18 protein-coding genes are annotated in these 21,100 nt (G+C 64.3%); 7 read left to right on the top strand and 11 right to left on the bottom strand.

All coding sequences use genetic code 11. From position 1 onward, the window contains the following. Window positions 1–33: 33 nt before the first annotated feature. The 7 genes from tpx to ACWHYV_RS15610 form a co-directional block, all read right to left on the bottom strand. Complete coding sequence (tpx, locus tag ACWHYV_RS15640; RefSeq protein ID WP_447977423.1) at window positions 34–684, bottom strand: thiol peroxidase; 651 nt, start codon at window positions 682–684, stop codon at window positions 34–36. 75 nt (window positions 685–759) lie between these two features. Beyond that, on the bottom strand, window positions 760–1,713 hold the full coding sequence (locus tag ACWHYV_RS15635) for an alpha/beta fold hydrolase (protein ID WP_447977422.1): 954 nt from the start codon (window positions 1,711–1,713) through the stop codon (window positions 760–762). A gap of 4 nt (window positions 1,714–1,717) precedes the next feature. Beyond that, window positions 1,718–3,673 (bottom strand): sodium-extruding oxaloacetate decarboxylase subunit alpha, encoded by a 1,956-nt coding sequence (oadA, locus tag ACWHYV_RS15630; protein WP_447977421.1) that lies wholly within the window; start codon window positions 3,671–3,673, stop codon window positions 1,718–1,720. Between the two features lie 63 nt (window positions 3,674–3,736). After that, a complete protein-coding gene (gene accC / locus ACWHYV_RS15625) occupies window positions 3,737–5,155 on the bottom strand; it encodes an acetyl-CoA carboxylase biotin carboxylase subunit (RefSeq protein WP_447977420.1) in 1,419 nt (472 codons plus the stop codon). A gap of 525 nt (window positions 5,156–5,680) precedes the next feature. Continuing rightward, window positions 5,681–6,124 carry an IPT/TIG domain-containing protein gene (locus tag ACWHYV_RS15620; protein WP_447977419.1) on the bottom strand — a complete coding sequence of 148 codons (444 nt, stop codon included), beginning with the start codon at window positions 6,122–6,124 and terminating at the stop codon, window positions 5,681–5,683. A 55-nt stretch (window positions 6,125–6,179) separates the two neighbouring features. After that, complete coding sequence (locus tag ACWHYV_RS15615) at window positions 6,180–6,989, bottom strand: substrate-binding domain-containing protein (protein WP_447977418.1); 810 nt, start codon at window positions 6,987–6,989, stop codon at window positions 6,180–6,182. 29 nt (window positions 6,990–7,018) lie between these two features. Next, window positions 7,019–7,342 carry an FmdB family zinc ribbon protein gene (locus ACWHYV_RS15610; RefSeq protein WP_447977417.1) on the bottom strand — a complete coding sequence of 108 codons (324 nt, stop codon included), beginning with the start codon at window positions 7,340–7,342 and terminating at the stop codon, window positions 7,019–7,021. Window positions 7,343–7,512: 170 nt separating this feature from the next. On the opposite strand from ACWHYV_RS15610, the gene ACWHYV_RS15605 reads away from it, so the two are divergent. The 5 genes from ACWHYV_RS15605 to ACWHYV_RS15585 all read left to right on the top strand — a co-directional run bounded on the left by ACWHYV_RS15605 (window position 7,513) and on the right by ACWHYV_RS15585 (window position 13,702). Beyond that, a complete protein-coding gene (locus ACWHYV_RS15605; RefSeq protein WP_447977416.1) occupies window positions 7,513–7,689 on the top strand; it encodes a hypothetical protein in 177 nt (58 codons plus the stop codon). 182 nt (window positions 7,690–7,871) lie between these two features. After that, window positions 7,872–8,075, top strand: a complete 204-nt coding sequence (locus tag ACWHYV_RS15600; protein WP_447977415.1) for a hypothetical protein — start codon at window positions 7,872–7,874, stop codon at window positions 8,073–8,075. A 113-nt stretch (window positions 8,076–8,188) separates the two neighbouring features. Continuing rightward, the gene (locus ACWHYV_RS15595) at window positions 8,189–9,058 is read left to right on the top strand and encodes a DMT family transporter (RefSeq protein ID WP_447977414.1); all 870 of its coding nucleotides are present in this window, start codon (window positions 8,189–8,191) and stop codon (window positions 9,056–9,058) included. 8 nt (window positions 9,059–9,066) lie between these two features. Then, window positions 9,067–9,534 (top strand): hypothetical protein, encoded by a 468-nt coding sequence (locus ACWHYV_RS15590; RefSeq protein ID WP_447977413.1) that lies wholly within the window; start codon window positions 9,067–9,069, stop codon window positions 9,532–9,534. Window positions 9,535–9,985: 451 nt separating this feature from the next. Next, window positions 9,986–13,702, top strand: a complete 3,717-nt coding sequence (locus tag ACWHYV_RS15585; protein ID WP_447977412.1) for a DEAD/DEAH box helicase — start codon at window positions 9,986–9,988, stop codon at window positions 13,700–13,702. 165 nt (window positions 13,703–13,867) lie between these two features. Here ACWHYV_RS15585 and ACWHYV_RS15580 read toward each other — a convergent pair whose 3' ends face one another. The 3 genes from ACWHYV_RS15580 to ACWHYV_RS15570 form a co-directional block, all read right to left on the bottom strand. Beyond that, window positions 13,868–14,395, bottom strand: coding sequence for a hypothetical protein (locus ACWHYV_RS15580; protein ID WP_447977411.1), 528 nt, complete (start codon window positions 14,393–14,395; stop codon window positions 13,868–13,870). 1,627 nt (window positions 14,396–16,022) lie between these two features. After that, on the bottom strand, window positions 16,023–16,997 hold the full coding sequence (locus ACWHYV_RS15575) for a YbgA family protein (protein WP_447977410.1): 975 nt from the start codon (window positions 16,995–16,997) through the stop codon (window positions 16,023–16,025). After that, complete coding sequence (locus ACWHYV_RS15570) at window positions 16,984–17,907, bottom strand: TIGR01777 family oxidoreductase (RefSeq protein ID WP_447977409.1); 924 nt, start codon at window positions 17,905–17,907, stop codon at window positions 16,984–16,986. The genes ACWHYV_RS15575 and ACWHYV_RS15570 overlap by 14 nt, the downstream gene beginning before the upstream one ends. A gap of 118 nt (window positions 17,908–18,025) precedes the next feature. On the opposite strand from ACWHYV_RS15570, the gene hemE reads away from it, so the two are divergent. After that, window positions 18,026–19,051, top strand: coding sequence for a uroporphyrinogen decarboxylase (gene hemE, locus ACWHYV_RS15565; protein ID WP_447977408.1), 1,026 nt, complete (start codon window positions 18,026–18,028; stop codon window positions 19,049–19,051). Between the two features lie 160 nt (window positions 19,052–19,211). On the opposite strand, the gene ACWHYV_RS15560 is transcribed toward hemE, so the two are convergent. Further along, a complete protein-coding gene (locus ACWHYV_RS15560) occupies window positions 19,212–20,024 on the bottom strand; it encodes an IS1595 family transposase (protein ID WP_447977407.1) in 813 nt (270 codons plus the stop codon). Window positions 20,025–20,099: 75 nt separating this feature from the next. Between ACWHYV_RS15560 and hemH the strand changes: the two genes are divergently transcribed. After that, window positions 20,100–21,035 carry a ferrochelatase gene (gene hemH, locus ACWHYV_RS15555; RefSeq protein ID WP_447977406.1) on the top strand — a complete coding sequence of 312 codons (936 nt, stop codon included), beginning with the start codon at window positions 20,100–20,102 and terminating at the stop codon, window positions 21,033–21,035. Window positions 21,036–21,100 lie beyond the last annotated feature (65 nt).

The raw sequence follows: 21,100 nt of genomic DNA, 5'->3' as shown, positions 1-21,100 counted from the left end.
CTCAACCTGAGCCTCACCCGTAACCTTCTTCGATTATCCCTGGACCAACCGCTGCGCCGCCTGAAAGGCCGCCTCCATGTCGGGGAGTTGGGCAAGCTCGGGCGTGACCTGCAAATAGCGGACGACGTTGTCTCGATCCACGACCATGACCGTCCTGGCCAGGACGTGCGGATCCTTCACGAGGAGACCGTACGTTTTGCCGAACTCGGCGCCACGGTAATCCGAAAGGAACAGGACGTTGTTGATCTTCGCTTCCTTCGCGAACCGGCTCTGCGCGAACGGGGTGTCGACGCTGACGGTGATCAGTTGAACTCGCTGATCCAAGCCCTTGTTCTTCTCGCTCAGGTAGTGCGTCTGTTGCTCGCACACCTTCGTGTCGAGGGAGGGCACGATGCTGATGATCCGGACCTTCCCTTTGGTGTCGGCGATGTTGACGAGCGAGAGGTCGTCCTTGGCCAGTCGCGCGTCGCGCAAGGGCTCGCCGATCGTGATGCCGGGCCCCTCGAGCGGCAGCGGCGTGCCTTTGAAGGTCACCGTGTGGCCCTCGCCGGGCGTCGCCGTCGACGTGGCCACCGGGATGTTCTGATAGGTGAAGCCGTCCGCGGCGGAACGGTTGAAGCTCATCGTACAGCCGGCGCTCGTCATGGCGATCAGACCGACGAGGGCGAGCAGTGTCTTGTTCATGGGTCCTCCTCCTTCCTCAGGATCTCACGGCAATTACCGTGTCACGAGGCCGGCGTGCAAGTCAAGGCGCGCACGTCACGGCTGGAGAAAGCGCCTGAGCTCGGGATTGACGAGCTCCGGCCGCTCCCACATGGGGATGTGCCCGGCAGCGGGGACGAGCGTGAATCGTGCGCCGGCGATCCGTCGATGGAGGTCCTCGCCGACGCCGGGCGGGAAGACTTCATCCTTGTCTCCCCAGACGACGAGGGTCGGGTGGCGAATCTCGTGGATCCGACGCGCGAGCCCCTCCTCCCAGAGAGGGAGATGCTTCGCCATCGTGAGGATGGGCTTGAGGAGCCCCGGCCGCTTGCGGTTGCGATTGGACCGATCGATGACGAGCGGGGTCAGGAGCGACTCGTCGTAGACCATCTCACTGAGGACCCGGCGCGTCACCGAACGGCCCGAGAGGCGGTTGCCGAGGTTGACCATCCACACCGGGAGCCAGTTGTCGAGGGCTTTCTTGATCAGCGGGCTCGTCAGCCTGTCGCGGACACGGTCGGGCAGTCCGCTGATCAGCACCAACCGATCGACACGCTCCGGGTACGTGAGCGCCATCCCCATCACGATCCCTGCGCCCATCGAGTTGCCGGCGAGCGCCGCGTGCGGCAGGTTCAGCGCATCCATGAACGCGCGCAGGAATTCGATGAGCTCGGTCGGCGTATAGGCGAGGTCGGGCTTGTCCGAGAGGCCCGACCCGAGGAAGTCCAACGTGATGACGCGGTGGGTCGAGGCCAGCTCCTGCTGGTACTCCCATTGCCACATCGATCCCCCGAAGCCATGCACCAGGATCACCGGCGGGCCGTCCCCGGCGTCCAGGTACGCGATGCGATGACCCTGCACGAGGATCGTCTTCAGGGGCTGGCGCTGGATCCCGTCGAACCAGGCCGGGATGTCGGTGTGGCTGCGGCAGGCCGAGAGCAGGAAAGCCAAGACCACCGGAAATGCGAGGGAGGGAAGAAACCACCAGAGGGGCGCGTCCGGCCGATCCAACGCGCTACTCCAACTGAATCAGCGTCTCGTCGGTCTTGACGTCGTCGCCATCCTTCACGTAGACGGCCCGGACCGTCCCGCCGATCGGGGCCGGCACCCGGCTCTGCATCTTCATCGCCTCGATGATCAGGAGCGGATCGCCTTGCTTGACCTGATCGTCGACCGAGACGAGGACCTTGACGACCCGGCCGGGCATCGGCGGCGCCACGTCCCCCGGCTTCGACGGCCGCGGTCGCTTCGGCCCCTGGCGCGGGCCCGTGTCCTGCGTCTCCGGTACCCCGGCCAAGACCTCTTGGATCGGCTCGAGTTGAACTTCTTCGAGCTTCTCGTTCACCCGGATGTAGTACGGCTTCCGGCCGTCGGTCTTGCGGCCGGATCCCGACACCTGGATATGGTACGTCTCGCCGTGCACCGTCACGTTGAATTCCACGGGGGCCAGGTGAAGCTCGTGCGCGACCGCGGGCCCCTTCTCCGGCGCCGGCACCAACTGCTCCGGTTTGAGCTCACCCCGCGCGCGCTCTTCGAAAAAGTCTCCGGCGATCGAGGGGAACAAGGTGAACGAGAGGACGTCCTCCATCGAGGCGGCTTTGTCCCCCAACTCCTTCTTGGCCTTCTCGAGCTCCGGGTCCAGGCGGTCCGCCGGCCGCCCCTTGATCGGTTCCTCGTCGCCGACGGCCCGTGCGAGCACCTCGCGGTTGAGCGCCCCCGGCGGGCGGCCGTACAGGCCCAAGAAATAGTTCTTCGTCTCGGTGGTGATGACTTTGTAGCGCTCGCCGGTCAGCACGTTCAGCGTGGCCTGAGTCCCGACGATCTGACTGCTCGGCGTCACCAGCGGGGGATACCCCATGTCGGCTCGGACGCGCGGGATCTCGTCCATCACCTGCTTCATCTTGTCCAGAGCGTTCTGCTCGGCGAGCTGTGCGGCGAGGTTGGAGAGCATCCCTCCGGGGATCTGTGAATTGAGGATCTCGGCGTCCACGCCGTTAAAATCGCTCTCGAACTGATGGTACTTTTTCCGGACGGCGCGGAAGTGATCGGCGATCGGCGTGAACTTCGGCAACTCCAGCCCGGTATCGTACGGCGTGCCGCGAAGGGCGGCGATCAAGGTCTCCGTCGGCGGATGCGACGTGCCGCCGGCGAGCGGCGAGATGGCGGTATCCAGAATATCGAGCCCGCCGAGGATCGCCATCAGCGCGGACATGGAGGCCATGCCGGAGGTGTAGTGGGTGTGCAGATGGATGGGGACGCGCACGGCGGCCTTCAGCCGCTTCATGAGCTGATAGGCGTCCATCGGCGCCAACAGGCCCGCCATGTCCTTGATGCACAGCGTATCCGTGCCCATGTCCTCGAGTTGCTTGGCGAGGTCCACGAACCGCTCCAACGTGTGCACCGGGCTGGTGGTGTAGCAGATCGTCGCTTCCAGGTGCTTCCCGCAGCCTTTGACCGCGCGCATGGAGCGCTCGAGGTTCCGCAGGTCGTTGAGCGCATCGAACACGCGGAAGACGTCGATGCCGTTCGCCGCCGCCCGCTCGACGAACCGATCCACGACGTCGTCCGCATAGTGCCGATAGCCCACGATGTTCTGGCCCCGGAGCAGCATTTGCAGCCGGGTCTTCGGCATGGCGGCCCGCAGGGCCCTCAGGCGCTCCCACGGGTCCTCCTTCAAGAACCGTAAGCACGTGTCGAAGGTGGCGCCGCCCCACACCTCCAGCGACCAATACCCGACGGCATCCAGCTTCTGCGCGATCGGCAGCATGTCCTCGGTGCGCATGCGCGTCGCCAACAGGGACTGATGGCCGTCGCGAAGGACGACATCGGTGATCTGGAGGCGCTTGGCCGGCGCCGCCGTGAGGTCGAGGCCCCGCAATTGGCGTCCCGGTTTCGTAGCGGGACGGCCGCGCGTTCGGCTGGCCGCGCGCTCGAGCGGACGCTTGGCTCTCTTGGATCGTCGAATCGGCATGGTCAGATCGCGCTCACCCTCCGGCGCTCGACGGCGCCATCGTCCATCTGGTCGGCGACGTCCTCATAGGCCCTCGTAGGCCGCGATCGCGGCGGAGATCGCCAGCACGAGATCCTCGGGGTCGATGCTTTCGTCGTAATCGAAGAGGCCGGGGTGGGTGTCCAAGTAGGACGTATCGAAGCGCCCGGCGCGAAAGTCCGGTTCCTGCATGATCGTCTTCATGAACGGAATCGTCGTCTTGACGCCCCGCAGCACGTATTCCTCGAGCGACCGGTGCATCCGGCTGACCGTCTCGTCCCACGTGCGACCGCGCACGGTGAGCTTCGCGAGCAGCGCGTCGTAGTACGGGGGCACCGTGTAGTCCTTATAGACCGCTCCGTCGATGCGGACCCCGATGCCGCCGGGCGAGAGGTAGGCGGTGATCGTGCCCGTGGAGGGCCGGAACTGGTTCCGCGGATCCTCGGCGTTGATGCGGCACTGAATGGCGTGCCCCTGCAACACGACGTCGTCCTGCGTGATCTCGAGCGGCCGGCCGGCGGCGATGGAAATCTGCGAGCGGACGATGTCGACGGCGGTGATCTGCTCCGTCACGGTGTGCTCGACTTGAATCCGCGGGTTCATTTCGATGAAGTAGTACTTGCCGTCCTGATCGAGCAGGAACTCCACCGTCCCGGCGTTGTCGTAATCCACCGCCTTCGCGATCGCAATCGCGGCCTGGCCCATCTCGGCCCGCAAGGCGGGGGTCAGGACCAGCGAGGGGGCGATCTCGATGAGCTTCTGATGCCGCCGCTGAATCGAGCAGTCCCGTTCACCAAGATGGATGACGTGGCCGTGCTTATCGGCCAGGATTTGAAATTCGATGTGATGCGGGCGCTCGATGTACTTTTCGATGAACAGGCTGCCGTCGCCGAACGCGGCCGACGCCTCGCGCGACGCCGTTTCCATGTTGCTCCAGAGGTCGTCGTCGGACCGCACGATCCGCAACCCGCGCCCGCCGCCGCCGGCGCTCGCCTTGATCATCACCGGGTAGCCGATCTGACGACAGAAGGCCACCGCCTGGTCGGCGCTGACGATCGTGCCCTCGCTGCCGGGGACGACGGGGACCCCGACCTTCTTCGCGAGCTCACGGGCCTTGATCTTGCTGCCCATGAGATGGATCGCCTGGGGCGACGGGCCGATGAACGTGATGCCGGAGGCCTGGCAGAGGTGGGCGAACTCCGCATTTTCGGACAGGAAGCCGTAGCCGGGATGGATGGCGTCCGCGCCGATCCGGTGGGCCAGGTCGACGATCTGATGCATGTCGAGAAAACCTTGCACCGGACCCGGGCCGACCAAATACGCTTCGTCGGCCTTCTTGACGTAGATCCCGGTCGAATCCTGCTCGGCGTAGATCGCCGCGGTGGCGATGTTGAGCTCGCGGCACGCGCGGATGATCCGCATCGCGATTTCGCCGCGGTTGGCCACCAGAATTTTCTTGAACATCAGGGCGTAATTCCTAGGAATTCAGCCGCTTCCAACCGGTAGAGCCGTGTAAGCTACCACAAGGGTTTGAAATTTGTCGAGGACGAAAGGGGCGGGCGGGTGAACTCGGAAAGGGCGCGTCTACGGGAAAGAGCCGGTCTCGGCCGGCTCGGGGCCGGGTCGGGTGGAACTGAACGCCTGGGGTGGGCGGGTGAACTCGGGAAGGGGCGCGTCTCGGCGCGCCCGGGGTGGGCGGGTGAAATTGATTGACGGGGCGCGTCCAACGGGGCAGGAGCCGGTCTAGGCCGGCTCGGGGCTGGGTCGGGTGGAACTGGAGTGCCCGGGGTGGGCGGGTGAACTCGGGAAGGGGCGCGTCTCGGCGCGCCTGGGGTGGGCGGGTGAAATTGACGGGGCGCGTCTCCACACGGCGGGCACGATTCGGCTCGGCAGAGCGTCTCGCGGCGGTTCGGAGGGAGGCGATCAGGGGGCAGGGGCACGCGAGCGGCCGGCAGGCGAAACAGCGTCCGCCTGCCGGATTGATTCGAACTATTTGCTCTTGATCAGCACCGGCTTCGATTGGGCGCTCCCGCCTCCGGATACCACGATGATGAAGCTCATCCCCGCCTTGGTGTCAGGAACCGTCGCCTCGATCGTGCTGTCGTTGATGTACGTGTAGTTGACCTTGGCGCCGCCATCGGAGCTGAAGGTGACCCCATGGAGGCACTCCTTCGTGCCGAAGTTCTCGCCCTTGATGGTGACCTTCTCGCCGGGCTTGGCTTCATCCGGTTCGACTTTGATGATACGGGGGCGTTTGCTTCGGTCGCAGACGGGGTCGGCGTTGACCTTGCTCTCATCCACGCCCTTGATCGACTCCGTATCGTAGGCCCCGAAGCCCGATCCTTCCATCTCCGACCCCTGGCTCCAGCCTGCCGCCGGCATTCCGGCGAAGAACAGCGCCAGCGCCGCGCTGATGATCACTGAACCACGCATAGAGCCTCCTCTAGTCAATGAAGGATGATGGAGCATCACGTCGATGATGTCGCGATCATTTCTGTTGGCCGAGCGGGGTATACCCTTCATTATCGATGATCGCTTGGCCTTCTTTCGACAAGGCGAACGCGGCGAAGGCTTCGGCGGTGGGATTCGGTGACTTCGGCATCAGCAACAACACGGGCCGCCGAAGCTTGTAACGGCCGTCCTTGACCGGCGGCTCCTCCGGCTCGACCTTGTCGACGGGCAAGAGGCGCACCGCGACGCCGGAGTTGACGGCCTCCAGCGCGGGACCAAGCGAGATGTAGGTGACCGGGGACAGCGGCGGCAGCGTGCCGACCACGGCTTTGATGGCTTTGTCGTCCGGCCCGATCACCTTCGCCCCGTCGGCGATCTTTCCCGTCAAGCCGATCTGCTGCTCGAACGTGTCCTTGATGTTACGGTTGCGGGGGCGATCGATGACGAGGATCTTGGTCTCCGGGCCTCCGAGCTCCGACCACGACTTGACTTTGCCGGAGAAAATATCGGCCACCTGTTGAGTCGTGAGCTCTTTGGTGTTGTTGGACAGGTTGACCATGATGGCGATCCCGTCCCAGCCGATCTGCGTCGAGTGCAGATCCGGGACCTCCTTACCGGCGACGGCGATCTGCGCTTGCCCGGACTTCACCAGCTCGACGGGCTTGGAGTTGTCATCCCAGAGGATATCGACGTAGGCGCGGGGATTGGCTTTCTCGAACGCCCGGGCCAACTGCTCGATCATCGTTTGTTCCGGGCCGTTGCCGGCGATCACGATCTGTCCGGACGCATCACCGGCCTGAGCGGGCAGGGGAATCAGCAGGCTGAGGATCAACAGAAGAATCGTCACGATCCACTCCCGAGCGAGGCGTCTCACAGTCACGATGAGCCGGACCCGGAATTCTTCGGCGTCGGGTTTCCGGTAAAGAGATCGGACACCGGGGGAGGGGGCGTCCGCTTGCCGAAGGCGGGCGGCAGCTTGCTGAACTTGCTGAGGCGCTCCTTCTGCATGTCGTACGCCTTCATCTCCGAAAATCCGGGCTTGTGATCCCCTACGATCTTCGAGGCGAATGCCGACATCAACCGCGTGGCTTTCTGGGCTCGGCAATGCGGGCACACGGTGTCTTCGGCCCTGGCCGTGATTGATTGATTGATCTCGAAGCGTTCCTGGCAGGCCTCGCAACGGTACTCGTACAGCGGCATGGGGAACTCCTTCCTACGTAGGCGTGAGTGGCTCATTATAACTGAACGCGCCGTCCAGTCGCCATGGCCAACTGGGCTCCGGTGCGGTCCAGCCGGCCGAGAAGCGCTTGACCGGTCCGTCGGCCCTCGGGTATCTTACCCGCTTTGCAATCGACCAGAAGGAGGCTTCCATGCCGTTGCTGATTCGGAAATACAAGCTCGCGAGCGGGATGGTGCAGGAAGAGCGGATCGACGACCCCGATCGGATCGAGCGGTACATGCGTCTCTTCGACAAGGACGACGTGAAGAAATTGGAGACGGGCGCGAAGGTGTTCATCGAAAAGGATGAGTGGCAGCTTCTCCCCTAGCACGCCCTAGAGATCTGCAGGGCGTTCCGGCCTCTTCGGCATCCCTCACAAGACCCCGGCCAGGGCGGCTCTCGTCGTTGCGAGACCCCTCTTCAGCGTGGTAGGCTTCCGCCGAATGCAAGGGCTTCGTCTCGCCCGTCGGCGAGACGGCAATCCGGTTCATCGAGTGAGCGGGTGGAGAGATGACGTACTGGGTGCACATCGCGCGGTCGAACGATCGCGTCACCTTGCATCGCGACCGGTGCTCCGAAGTGCCGGCCGTGCACGTCTACAAGGACTTCTGGGAAGGCGGCTGGTTCGACTACCCGGACAAGGAACGGGCCCTGGCGGCGATGGAGCAAGCCGGTGTCAGCTTCCAGAAGAAGTGCACGCTCTGTAAGCCGTGACCTGTTCCCGAGCGTGCAGTCCCGAGTCCTGGACGTGCGTGCAGGCTTCGGATGGCCGGCCGTTGTGCGGGCCGATGGCTGACAGCTGATCGCTGAAAGCTGTTCCCACCACTATGCCCCAGCTGGCCCTGTTGCTGACGACCATCATCTGGGGTGCGACGTTCCCGGCGACTAAAGCCGTTCTCGAGCAGATTCCCCCGCTGTCGTTTCTGTTTCTCCGATTCGTCCTGGGCGCCGTCTTCGCGTTCGTGCTGCTACGCGCCTTGGGGTTCGTTCTACGGGCCGACGCCGGGACGCTCAGGCGCAGCCTCGTCGCTACCGTCTGGCTGTTCTTGGGCTATGCGCTGCAGACCGTGGGCCTTGACTACACCTCCGCCTCCAACTCCGCGTTCATCACCGTGCTGTACGTCGTGTTCGTGCCCCTCATCCTCCGGCGCTTCGAGCGGCGGACGTGGGCCGGCGCGGCGCTTGCGACCGCCGGCCTATGGTTCTTGGTGAACCCCGCGGTGACGCTGAACGTGGGGGATCTCCTGACGTTGGGATGCGCCATCGCGTTCGCCGGGCATATTGCCTGTCTCGAAGGGTATACGCGGCAAGGCGACGCCGTCTCGTTCTTCGTCTGGCAGCTCGCCTTCGTCGCCGTGTTGATGCTGCCGGCGATGTGGCTCGAGAGTCCTCCGCCGGGCGCCTTCGCCCCCACGTCGGTCCTTGTGCTGGGACTGACGGTCACCGGGATTCTCGCGACCGGCGCCTTCGCCGTACAAATTTGGGCTCAGCAGGTGCTCCCGGCTCAACGCGTGGCGCTCATCTTCTCACTGGAGCCCGCCTGCGCGGCCTGGCTGGCCTGGTATTTCCTGGGTGAGCAGATGGAAATGCGGGGATGGATCGGCAGCGCCTTGATTCTTGCCGCGGTCATTCTGGGGGCCCTGTCCCCGAAACTCCACGAGCCGGCCGGGCGCGAAGCCTCGCTCTCGGCGGTGTGAGGTGATGGATGGCGCAGAAATTCGGGAAGGGCCGCTGGGTGCGCGAAGGGTTTCTGGACAATCGAGTCGAGGGCAGCGTCGTCGGCCGCATCGTGTTGGCCGTCATCGGCGCCGTGGACGTCTATCTCGCGGGCAATTTCAGAGGCGAGATTGCCGGGAAGGCCATTCGTTTCCGGAACCGCGACTTCGCCGACGAAGACCTCGCGGGGCAGGTGCTGAGCGACATGGAAGTGCCGCAGATCGGCGAGGTCAGCCTCATTTCGTTCGATCCGCACCCGCACCTTCCGCCGCATCCGTACATCGAGTGGTTCTCGGTCCGGAAGAACCACTACCGGATCGAATTGCAGCCGGGCGACGCCTGGATCGTGAGCGACGAGGAAGCGGCGGAATTGGACGACGAGAGCCGCCGGATCCGCGAGGCGCTCAGCAGCCAAGTTCGGTCGACGCGGGAGCGGGAAGAATCGGATTGGGTGTGAAGGGGCCGGGGCGGGGTGTGCTCTCCGCGGGTGGGCCACAGAGCGTCGGTGGCTGAGCAGCCTCCGCGTGGCGGATCAACTCGCGGCGTCCCGCGCGCCGCGCGAACGCCGCTTCGGACAGGATCCGCCAGCGCCGCCGCGGCGCCTGCTCCGGGCTCCATCATCAAAAGCCACCGACGCTCTGATTCCGCTCCGAGCATCCCGCCCCCGACCGAGTGAGTGGTAAAGAGATTCGAGAAGCGTCGGAAATGCGCGAGCATCAGGTGGGGGCACACGGGGTGCGGCGCGGCTCTCCGCTTGAAGCCACAGAGAGGCGGCGGCAAGCGGAGGTCGGACAGCCCCCGGGACCGCTGGGCTGCGAGCGGAGAGCCGGCGTGCCCGCCCCGCCTGCCATCTTATCGTGGAGTGTTGCGGTTGATGCGGCTCTCCCCTCTCGTTATAGTGATGTGCGATGCGTAAGAAGACCTCGTCCCGGCTCGGCACGTCGGCTGAGCCTGCGACCCCTTCCGCTCACGGTCCCGAATCTTCACCGCTCCTCGCTGCGCTTCGCGCCCTTTCACCCAACGACTTCTATACCATGGCCTCGAAGGAGTCCGTCGTCCGTGGCTACGACTACTACCGGCAGTACCGGCTTCAGCACTACGCCTGGAGCCCGGACCGCGCCACGCTGACGGCGTGGGTGCAGGGGCAGAGGAGCCGGCCATACGCCGTGAGCTTTTCCCTTGACGAGGGGGGCCTCACCGCCGTCTGCGACTGTCCGGCCTGGGATCCCGACCGGCTCTGCAAGCATGTCATGTGCGCCTGCTTCACGACCAAGAACCTGCTCTCGCCGGAGGCGTTTCGACTCCCGTGGTTTGAAGAACGGCGCCGCGATGTACTCGCAACTGAGCTGCTCGGCCCTCAGAACCAGGACCGGCACGATGGAGCGCTCGCCTCGACGGTCGGCTTGGAAATCGTCATCGACGCGGGGCATGACCCGCCGTCGCTCTCGCTCCGCTGCGATGGGAGGAAGGTGGACTGGTCGTCGGGGTGGGGACCGAGAAGGCGCTTGCCGCCCGAACTGGTTCCCTTGCTCCATGCCTCCCCGTTCACGTTCGGGTACGGTGAGGATCCGCTGCTGCGGTATCTGCGGCACGATAGGGGTGCCTATCCCCTGATTCTCGAAACACGCAAGGAAGCGTTTCCGCTCCGATGGGAACCGTCCGTGAAATGCCTGTGCAAGACCGCACTGGAAGTGATCGAGGATCAGGTCACGATTCGCGCGGTCTGCCTGGTGGATGGCATCGAGCTCAAACGCTTCGTGCGTTTCCGGTCGTTCGTGGCCGACCTGGACGGCGGACGGCTTCTGTACATGGAGGATGAGGGGGGATGGAATCCCTGGCTCGCGTTTCGACGATGCCTGGACATCCACGACCCGTTTCTCACGTCCGAAGGGACTATCGGCGGGGAGGTGCGCGCGGTGCTGTTGCCGGATCAGTCCGGTGTAAGGCTATGGCAGAGTCTGAGCGAGAAGCTGGCGTTGACCCTCCCGTTGCGCGAATTCCAGACCACGCAGATTGACGTCATTCTGCAGCACCTCGACCGCGTGATGGGCGATCTCACGCTGAAGGTGAATGGTCAGGCGCAGTCGTCCCTTCGGCGGGAGCCTGTGCCGGAAGCGAAGGCACCGGTGTACCGCTTGGTCCTGGTTCCGCCACCGGCTTCCGACGATCGCACCCGCCCGCCCCAGGCGGAGTTTCTTTCTCACCCGCCCGCCCCGAGCCGGCCGAGACCGGCTCTTTGCCCAAGGGACGCGCCCCTTCTGGATAGGCCGACCGCGCCGTACAGGCTGCGGGCCGAATGCCGGTGGGGCGATCTCAGCACGGCTCCCAGTGCATCCGTCTTTGGATTCTTCCCCTATCTGGAACAGGCGCCCACGCTGTCCGCCCCGCTACGGGCCCGGAAGCGCAAGACCGCCCTCTATGAGGCCTTCTTCACGCTCTTGTCCGTCACGGACCCCAAGGAGCGGACCCAACGCATCAAGGTCGCGTTGGGTGGAGCCGATTTCCGGTCACGCGCAGTCGTCAGCGAGGCGCAGGGCATCCTGCGGGACGCCCTGGCGGCCTTTTCGCGCGAGGACCTGCGCCTCAGAATCCATGCGGGTCGCTGGGAGCTACAGCCGGTGGACAAGGCCCGCGAAGCCTTGCTGTATCGAATTCCCGCTGAAGTCTTCGGGACGGAGATCTTTCGCGGCATGCAGCGCTGTGACGAAATGACGGTCGACGGGGAGATTCTGTTCCAGCGACTGCCGGAATTGTTGGAGAAGCTGACTGCGGGCGGCATCCAACTGCTCTACCAAGACAAACCGGTCCAGCCCTCTCGGTGGGACTGCTCCTTAGATGTGGAGCGCGGGGCCGGGGGCGCAACGGGCATTGACTGGTTCGAAATCCGGCCGGAGATCCGGTGCGACGGCGTCGTGCTGGATGAAGCGGAGTGGCGGGCCGCGCTCCGGCATGGCGGGCTGGTCAACACCGAGCGCGGCCTTCGCGTGCTGGACGGCGGCACACTGGAGCGCCTGCGCGCGATCGTCGGCCTGACCGAACAAGCCACATCGACCCGAGAGGCGGCGCAGATCGTACGCGTCCCCCGGTTACAAGTTCTCGATTGGCTGGCCTTGCGCGAGCAGGGGATCACGGTCTCGCTGCCCGCTGAAGATGAGGCGGTGCTTGCCCGTCTCCTGGGATTCGAGCAGATCACTACGCCGCCGCTCCCACGGGGCGTGCAGGCGAGGCTGCGCCCCTATCAGCAGGACGGCTATGGCTGGCTCGCGTTTCTCTACGAGCACCGGTTCGGCGCCTGTTTGGCTGATGACATGGGCTTGGGGAAAACGCTCCAGGCGATCTGCCTGCTGGCCGCCATCAACGAAGGTCTGATCCGGCCTCCTGCGGGTGTGCGAGGCCCGCATCTCGTCGTCGTGCCGACAAGTCTCCTGTTTAACTGGGAGCAGGAGCTCGCGCGCTTCGCTCCGGGATTGAAGGTCCACGTCTACAGCGGCGGCGAGCGGACGCTCGACGCTGCGGATGGCGAGGTCGTCCTCACGACGTACGGGCTGGTCCGGCGAGATATCGACGTATTGGAACGCGCGGCGTTTCACGTCATCGTGTTCGATGAGGCCCAGGCGATCAAAAACATCCACGCGGACACGACAGGGGCGGTCCGCCGTCTCAAGGGGCACTTCAAGGTCGCGATGACCGGCACCCCGCTCGAAAATCACCTCGGCGAGTACTTCTCCGTGATCGATCTGTGCCTGCCGGGTCTCCTCGGTGAGTATGACCGGTTCAAGGCGGAGCTGAAACGTGTCCAGGGGGGTGGGCTGACCCGCCTGCTTCGCCGGACGCGGCCCTTCATCTTGAGACGGACCAAAGCCCAGATCCTCCGCGACCTGCCGCCGAAGATCGAGAGCGAGGTGTTCCTCGAGTTGACCGATCGGCAAAAGGCGCTCTACCAGCAGACGGTCGCACAAGTCCGCTCAACCATCGACGAGGCGTACCGAACAAAACCGTCGGCCCAGGCGCAGCTCATTGCGCTCACGGCCATCCTCAAGCTCCGTCAGGTCTGTCTCTCTCCTCGCCTCGTGACGAAACGAGAAGAGGAGCCCTCGCCGAAGCTGAACTTTCTGATGGAGAAGCTGGCCGTGTTGTTGGATGAGGGGCACAGTGCCCTTGTGTTCTCACAGTTCACCGGCTTTCTCGACCTCGTGCAGGACGCCTGTGCCCGGCATGCCATTCCCTACAACCGACTGGATGGGTCGACGGCGGCGACCGCGCGCAAAGCGCGCGTGAGGGCGTTTCAGGCCGGTGAACAGCCGAGCGTGTTTCTCTTGAGCCTCAAAGCGGGAGGCCAGGGTCTGAACCTGACCAAAGCGACCTACGTCTTTCATCTCGACCCCTGGTGGAATCCGGCGGTCGAGAACCAGGCGTCCGATCGCGCGCATCGCATCGGGCAGCAGCGGGCCGTCTCCATCGTGCGGCTGCTCATGCGCCACAGCATCGAGGAAAAGATGATCGCGCTCAAGCAGCGGAAACTCGATCTCTATGAGGCGGTCATGGGCGGGACGGTGCGCGGCGTCGGGCAGAGAGTCCTGACGAGAGCCGACTTCGAGTTCCTGCTCTCGCCGGGGGCCGGCTAGTCCGAGCCGTCGAAATCGGTGATGAGGGGAAGCCGACTACCGTCCATCGTTGCCTTCCCCCGGTCGCTTTCTGTCCCGGACTCCGATCTGAGCCTTGCCGGTCCGCCCCCGCTTCCGGGCCCCGCAGTCGCGATCCTGGCCCGCCGATGAGAGCACACGGCTTCTTCATAACCCGAGCTTGGCCTTCCACTGTTCAACATAGGACCAATCGACTTGGAGCTCCGCTTCACGCTCTCGAATCTTTGCGAGATCGGCGAGATCCTGCAGGCGACCCGCGACATGTTTCAGCAAAATCAAATCCTCCAGCGTGACCATCGGTACCTGGAGCGCTCCGAACGGGACTCTGTGCCTGCGGGCCAACACATGCCTCAGAAACTCCGAATCGGCCAGGAGCAGATCGACGATCACTTCCATGTCCTGACGGATCCCGACCGTTCGCCAAATCGAGATGTCGCCGAAGATCATGGGAGTGGCATGGACGATGAGGGAGGGAAAAACGGGAGTCAAAAGATCGCCGATTGCCTCGCGAGATGGCTGCTCAATCAGGATCAGGAGGTCGATATCCGTCGTGGCGCGTGGCTCCACGAGGGCGCTGAACGCCCAGCCTCCGGCCAGTGCATATTGAACCCTGCGACGGTTGAGATCGGAGATGAGATCAGTAAGCGCGCCGACTAAGAAAGACTCTGGCGCCATGCCCGCTCTTTGGCTAGCCGAATCTCGTGCATCACTTGTTTGAGAACATCACGATGGGGGTTCTGTTGACGGAGGACTGCACAGCGCAAGGCGAGACCCAGTTCGGTCAGTTCAACGGCGTGCCGAAGATTGTCGGTAAGGCGCGTAGGTGCTTGGTGTGATCGCTTCATTGATGGCTCCGTAACAGTCTTTCTCGCCGGCAGTGTACTAGACAAATATCTTGGGAGCAATCCTATAAGCCGGGAGCGGGAAAAAGGTGGACATTCTACTTTTCCGGGGATTCTACTTTCCGAGCTGCAGCGTTGGACGACGAGAGCGCTCAGCAGCCAAGTTCGGTCGACGCGGGACCGGGAAGAATCGGATTGGGTGTGAAGGGGCCGGGGCGGGGTGTGCTCTCCGCGGGTGGGCCACAGAGCGTCGATGGCTGAGCAGCCTCCGCGTGGCGGATCAACTCGCGGCGTCCCGCGCGCCGCGCGAACGCCGCTTCGGACAGGATCCGCCAGCGCCGCCGCGGCGCCTGCTCCGGGCTCCATCATCAAAAGCCACCGACGCTCTGATTCCGCTCCGAGCATCACCCCGCCCCCGACCGAGTGAGTGGTAAAGAGATTCGAGAAGCGTCGGAAATACGCGAGCATCAGGTGGGGGCACACGGGGTGCGGCGCGGCTCTCCGCTTGAAGCCACAGAGAGGCGGCGGCACACGGCCCTCCGCGTGGCGGATCAACTCGCGGCGTCCCGCTCGCCGCGCGAACGCCGCTTCAGACAAGATCCGCCAGCGCCGCAGCGGCGCTCGCTCCGGGCACCAATCATCAAAAGCCACCGCCTCTCTGATGCCGCTCCGATCCGCACCTCACCCCGTGTGGCCATTGATGAGTAAGCAGGCAATGACAAGGTCTTCAAGGTTGGTTGCCAGATTAAGAGTAGTTCCTGGAGCAGGAAAGCCTGTCCCTCTTCGATCACCCATCGATAGGTACATATGCCTTGAGGAATGCAGCCACGCGTGACAAGTGAATACTTGTACTTAGGCTCTGAATAAACGGTGAGAATAATGGGCCAAGACGGGCATGCGTGTGCAGTGGGCAAACCGTCGTCGTTGCACAACCCACCCTTCAGTCCCGGGAAGTAAATCAGGAGATTTTGCGGACTGTCTGGCCATCCGCTCACAGGCCATCCAAGCTACTCCTATTCGAAGAAACCTAGCCAGCGTGCCTATAGATACTGCGATAGAAACCCTTAAAATTAATCGCGGGCGGGGCGGGCACGCCGGCTCGGAGCGTGATCAGCGGGCCGGCGGCTTTTGATGGGCCTTGCCCGGAGCGGGCGCCGCGGCGGCGCTGACGGATACTGTCCGAAGCCGCATTCGGGCAGAGCGCTGGATGCGGCGAGTTTATCCGTCAAGCGAAGGTCCGACAGCCCCCGGCCCGCTGGGGCTGCCAGCGGAGGGCCGGCGTGCCCGCCCCGCCTGCCACCTTATCGCACGGCAGGCTCTCTCAATGTCACCGCTTCGGGTAACGGCGCTGCGTCGGCCGATGGCACGCGCATGCTGAACAGTGGCTCCGACAGCCCCCGGCCCGCTGGGGCTGCGAGCGGAGAGCCGGCGTGCCCGCCCCGGCCGCCACCTTTTCTCCCTTAGACCCGGTTGCGCAGCATTAATTCCGTGGGGTGCGGGTTCAGGTAGACCTGCGCCATGAGGTAGGGAATCTCGTACAGCCGGGCATAGTGCTTGACGAGCGTGATCGGCACGATCAGCGGGACGAGGCCGTGCCGGTAATCCTCGATGACTGCGATCAGCTCCGCCTTCTGCTGGCTCTCGAGATACGATGCGAGATGGCTGACCATATGAGAGAGCACGTTCGCATGCTTCTTCGGCGTGGCCTTGATTTCGAGAGCGGCCATGAATGCGGCTCCGTAGCGGCGCGCGAGCTCGCCCGGCGTCCAGTGCGTCGCGCCGGCGACCAGGCGCCCGAGGGTCCGGTAGTGCTCGCGGCTGTGGGACAGAAGAAGCAGCTTGTGCCGGGCATGGAATTCGACGAGCGCGCCGCGGGTCGCCCCGCCGTGCACCAGGTCACGCCAACGCCGATAGGCGAAGACGCGCTCCAGAAAATTCTCTCGAAGCTCCGGATCGTTCAGCCGCCCCTCGTCCTCGACCGGGATCAAGGGAAATCGTTCCATGAACGCGCGTGCAAAGACGCCCACACCAGTGCGGCTTGGCACCCCGTGGGCGTTGTACACCCGTACCCGCTCCACACCGCAGCTTGGGGAATCTTTCTTGAAGACATATCCGCTCAACTCCATGGCCCCCAGCTCCGAGAGCCGGCGGCGCGCGAACCGTTCCATGGTACGCGTCCGGTCGAGGCCCGTGTCGATCGTGATAAGTCGGGGAGCGGTCGCGCGGCCGACGAGCTGCATCGGTTCGCGCGGGACGCCAAGTCCCGCCTCGACTTCAGGACAAACCGGTACCCATTCCACGTACCGGCTCAACGCCCCCGTGAGAAACGCATCACGCTTGTGCCCACCATCGTAGCGGACGGGCTCGCCGAGCAGGCACCGGCTGATGCCGATTCGGACCGGCGCCGGGGTGCGAACGTGGTCAGACTGATTCACGGCTCAGAATGTCCTGCAGCGCTTCCGTGAGATGCGGATATCGAAAGTGATACCCCAGGCGGAGGGCCACCTGCGGCTGCACCCGCTGCCCGGTTGTCAGCAACGTCGCCAGTTCGCCGAGTGCAACACGGAGAACAAGCTCGGGGACCGGCAACCAGGAGGGCCGGCCTAACACCCTTCCGACCGTTGCGCTAAACGCTCGCATCGTGACCGATTCCGGCGCCACCGCATTGACGGGCCCGTGTAGGGAAGGATGGCCGAGAACCCATTGGAGCAACCCCACGAGGTCCTCTCGGTGAATCCACGACATCCACTGCGTGCCCGGCGCAACGGGTCCGCCGAGGAAGAAACGAAAGGGAAGAACGAGGCGCGGGAGCGCCCCACCTTCGCTCCCGAGGACGATGCCGATACGGAAGAGGACCACCCTGACCCCGTGACGCTCAGCCTGTTTCGCCTCCTGCTCGGCGTCATAGGAAAGCCGCGCCAGGAAGTCCGACCCCGGAGGGCTGTCTTCGGTCAGCGGCGTCGAGTTACGTGGACCGTAATAGCCGACCCCGGAGGCGACGATCAACGTCATCGGACGACGGTGGATCTGGGAGAGCGCCTGCACCAACAGCCGTGTCGTACCGATCCGGCTGTCACGCAAGGCCTGCTTCCGACGGGTTGTCCATCGCTTGTCGGCCACCGGCTCGCCGGACAGGTTGATGATGGCATCGGCGTCGTCGAGGCGTCGGTGCCACACCGCGAGGGTGCGGCCGTCCCAGCCGACCACGGCCGTGCCGACGGGCAGCGCCGCCTGGGCCCGTTGCGGATCTCGTGACAGCACCGTCACCCGGTGGCCGCTGTCGATCAGCGTTCGACAGAGCGCGCGACCGATGAAACCCGATCCCCCGGCGATGACGAGGTGCATCGGGCTCAGTATACCCGGGCCTCCTTCGTGACTTCATGTCTGTTCCGTACTGTTCGGTGCGCTCCTCTCGGCGAAGCGTTTGACACTCCGACGGCCTGCTCTCTAGAATGCCGCCACCATGAATGATCGTTTCTTGCGGGCCTGTCGCCGGGAGCCCGTCGATTGTACGCCGGTCTGGTTCATGCGCCAGGCGGGGCGGTACATGCAGGAGTACCAGGCGGTCCGGGCCAAGCACGGGATTCTGGAGGTCTGCAAGACTCCGGAGTTGGCGGCACTGGTCACTCTCCAGCCGATCGAGCGCTTCGCCTTGGATGCCGCCATCATCTTCGCGGACATCCTGTTGCCGCTCGAGCCGATGGGGATCCGTCTCGAGTTCGCGGAAGGGGAAGGGCCGGTCATCCATAACCCGGTCCGAAGCCGAGCCGCGGTCGATGCGCTGCGCGCGGTCGAGGGCGACGAGCTGACCTACGTGTACGACGCGATTCGGACCGCGCGGCGGGAGCTGCATGATCGTGTGCCCTTGATCGGGTTCGCCGGTGCTCCGTTCACGCTTGCGAGCTATGCGATCGAAGGCGGCGGGTCCCGGAACTACGTGCAGACCAAGCAGATGATGTACCGCGAGCCGGAGACGTGGCACCGGCTCATGGATCGATTGGCACGCGTCGTCACCGGCTATCTCCGCCGTCAGATTCAGGCGGGCGCTCAAGCCGTTCAGGTGTTCGATAGCTGGGTCGGCTGTCTGTCACCATCCGACTACGCCGAGTACGTCTTGCCGCACGTGCAGGTGATCTTCGAGGGGCTCAAGCACGAAGGGGTCCCGCTGATTCATTTCGGCACCGGGACCGGCTCGCTCCTGCCGTTGATGCGTCGGGCCGGCGGCGATGTGATCGGGGTCGATTGGCGCGTCCACCTCGATGAGGCCTGGACGGCCATCGGCCATGACGTGGCGATCCAGGGAAACTTGGACCCCGTCGCGCTGTTCGGGCCGCTGCATGAGATCGAACGGCGGGTGGAGGAGATTCTGCGGCGCGCGGGCGGCCGGCCCGGTCACATCTTCAACCTCGGCCATGGGATCCTTCCTCAGACCCCCGTGGACCACGTCGCGGCGACCGCCGAGCTCGTGCACAAGCTGAGCGTGGGATGACATGGGAGCGTTCATTGTTACTGGTGAATCGCTCATCGTGAGGGAGATTGGCGATTGACCAGCCACAAGTCAACGATCCACGTCGCCATGCTCGTGCGATTTCACAAATAGCGTTTAACGGATGGTGATTGCTAAATCTTGGGCCAAGGCCTCTTTTTCCTTAGGTGGAATAGCCAATCGGATACTCGAACAAGACCTTCAACAAGTGAGTCCCAAGCAACTCGAACAGATCATCCCGGCGATGATTGAACCGAAATTCCATTTCCTTCAGATAGAGCGGGAAGTGCAAGCGGCTGACGCCATGATACTTGCGCAAGCGTTCCTTGGCGTAGCTCCAGAACCCTTCAATGCCGTTGATGTGGCGAAGGTAATGACGCCCCCGCTGCACATAGGTCTGCCCATGGTCGACCGGCAGGTGTTTGCCGTAGCGCCGCAGGGATTTATAGCTGCTAAAGCGATCCGTGTAGAAGACGGCACCTTTGAGCGCTCGACGTTCGATTTCCCGCATCAGCGTCGCTTCATCGGCCTGGGGGACGACGACGGTGCTGACCCGGCCCTGCCGTTCCAAGATGCCGAAGACAATGACTTTTGGGCCACGGGCGCGCCCCCGCCGCCCTCCGCGGCGACGGCCGCCGAAATAGCTCTCATCGCATTCCAGTTCCCCGGTCAGCGGCCGGGCTTCCGTCTCGGCCATCGTGGCCATCCAGCGGCGGTAGGCCATAAAGCGCTGCCAGATCGGCAAGGGACTCATGCGCAGTTCTCGCGCCGTCCGCAGCGCCGAGATCTCCAAGCAGAAGAGCTGCAAGATCTGCAGCTCACGGGCGACCCGATCGGGTCGATACCGCCACCGGCAAGCGAGGCAGCGGGTGCGCGCCCCCGGACGATACTGCCGATGCGGTGTCCCGCACCGCACACACTGATGTCGTCTCAATCGTTCGTCGACGAGCCGAACCGACAGCGCCGTCTGTGTCATGGGCCAAGGCCTCCATTTTAGGCCTGGCCCAGAAATTAGTAATCACCTAACGGTTAACGAATCATGCCTGGACCGATGAGACCGACCGCCGTGCTGTTGATGGCCATGGGCGGCCCCGACAGTCTGGAGCACGTCGAGCCCTATCTCTTGGATGTACGGGGCGGGCGACCGACGCCGCCCGAGCTGGTCGCGGAGATCCGCGAACGGTATCGGGTCACGGGGGGGAAGTCTCCGGTCTTGGGCATCATGCGTGAAGTGGCCCGCAAGCTCGAGCAGAAGCTGAACGGGCCCGGCGGGGAGCGCTACCGGGTCTATGTCGGCATGCGTCACTGGCACCCGTACATCAAGGAGGCCTATGCCGAGCTGATGGACGATTTTCCGGAGCGGATCATCGGTGTGTGCATGGCCCCGCAGTCGTCGAGCCTGAGCACCGGGGCGTACATGAAGAAAGTGGAAGAGGCCCGGGCCGGCATGGGGAGCGAAGTCCCGATCAGCTACGTCCCGAGCTGGTCTCGGCATCCCGGGCTCATCGCGGCCATGGCCGACAATATCGCGCTCGGTCTCGCACGGTTCTCCCCTGAGGTCCGCGCGGCCGTACCCATCCTGTTCACCGCCCATAGTCTTCCCCAGCGCATCGTAGAAGCGGGTGATCCGTATCCCAACGAAGTCCGAGGCACCATGGAGGCCGTGTGTCAGCGGTTGGGGCCGGTCACGGCTCGGTTCGCGTACCAGAGCCAGGGACGCTCGAGCGAGCCGTGGTTGGGCCCGACGGTCGAGGCCACGCTCGCGGAGTTGGCGGGCGAGGGCCATCGCCACGTCCTCGTCGCTCCGATCGGGTTTCTGTCCGATCATCTCGAGGTGCTGTACGACGTCGATATCGAGTTCAAGCGGCTCGCCGAGGCGAAGGGCATGCAGCTCGAGCGCATGCCGATGCTCAATGCCAGCCCCGCGTTGATCGATGTGCTCGCCTCGCTCGTGGAAGAGCACGAAGCGTCGCTCGTCAGCCGGTAAGATGACGACCGTCCCCATCGGTTCGCCGGGACGGGCCGTGGGCCGGTCGATCTTTCACGGTTTTT

It is taken from the genome of Candidatus Nitrospira bockiana (genome assembly GCF_965152565.1).
Note: the sequence above shows the minus strand (reverse complement) of the source record. Positions and strands in the feature narration are given on the sequence as shown.

Excerpts from the sequence above, each read along its gene's own strand:
- tpx (WP_447977423.1), bottom strand. The coding sequence starts at position 684 with ATGAACAAGACACTGCTCGCCCTCGTCGGTCTGATCGCCATGACGAGC.
- oadA (WP_447977421.1), bottom strand. The coding sequence starts at position 3,673 with ATGCCGATTCGACGATCCAAGAGAGCCAAGCGTCCGCTCGAGCGCGCG.
- accC (WP_447977420.1), bottom strand. The coding sequence starts at position 5,155 with ATGTTCAAGAAAATTCTGGTGGCCAACCGCGGCGAAATCGCGATGCGG.
- ACWHYV_RS15620 (WP_447977419.1), bottom strand. The coding sequence starts at position 6,124 with ATGCGTGGTTCAGTGATCATCAGCGCGGCGCTGGCGCTGTTCTTCGCC.
- ACWHYV_RS15610 (WP_447977417.1), bottom strand. The coding sequence starts at position 7,342 with ATGCCGCTGTACGAGTACCGTTGCGAGGCCTGCCAGGAACGCTTCGAG.
- ACWHYV_RS15605 (WP_447977416.1), top strand. The coding sequence starts at position 7,513 with ATGCCGTTGCTGATTCGGAAATACAAGCTCGCGAGCGGGATGGTGCAG.
- ACWHYV_RS15600 (WP_447977415.1), top strand. The coding sequence starts at position 7,872 with ATGACGTACTGGGTGCACATCGCGCGGTCGAACGATCGCGTCACCTTG.
- ACWHYV_RS15595 (WP_447977414.1), top strand. The coding sequence starts at position 8,189 with ATGCCCCAGCTGGCCCTGTTGCTGACGACCATCATCTGGGGTGCGACG.
- ACWHYV_RS15590 (WP_447977413.1), top strand. The coding sequence starts at position 9,067 with ATGGCGCAGAAATTCGGGAAGGGCCGCTGGGTGCGCGAAGGGTTTCTG.
- ACWHYV_RS15585 (WP_447977412.1), top strand. The coding sequence starts at position 9,986 with ATGCGTAAGAAGACCTCGTCCCGGCTCGGCACGTCGGCTGAGCCTGCG.
- ACWHYV_RS15580 (WP_447977411.1), bottom strand. The coding sequence starts at position 14,395 with ATGGCGCCAGAGTCTTTCTTAGTCGGCGCGCTTACTGATCTCATCTCC.
- ACWHYV_RS15570 (WP_447977409.1), bottom strand. The coding sequence starts at position 17,907 with ATGCACCTCGTCATCGCCGGGGGATCGGGTTTCATCGGTCGCGCGCTC.
- hemE (WP_447977408.1), top strand. The coding sequence starts at position 18,026 with ATGAATGATCGTTTCTTGCGGGCCTGTCGCCGGGAGCCCGTCGATTGT.
- ACWHYV_RS15560 (WP_447977407.1), bottom strand. The coding sequence starts at position 20,024 with ATGACACAGACGGCGCTGTCGGTTCGGCTCGTCGACGAACGATTGAGA.
- hemH (WP_447977406.1), top strand. The coding sequence starts at position 20,100 with ATGAGACCGACCGCCGTGCTGTTGATGGCCATGGGCGGCCCCGACAGT.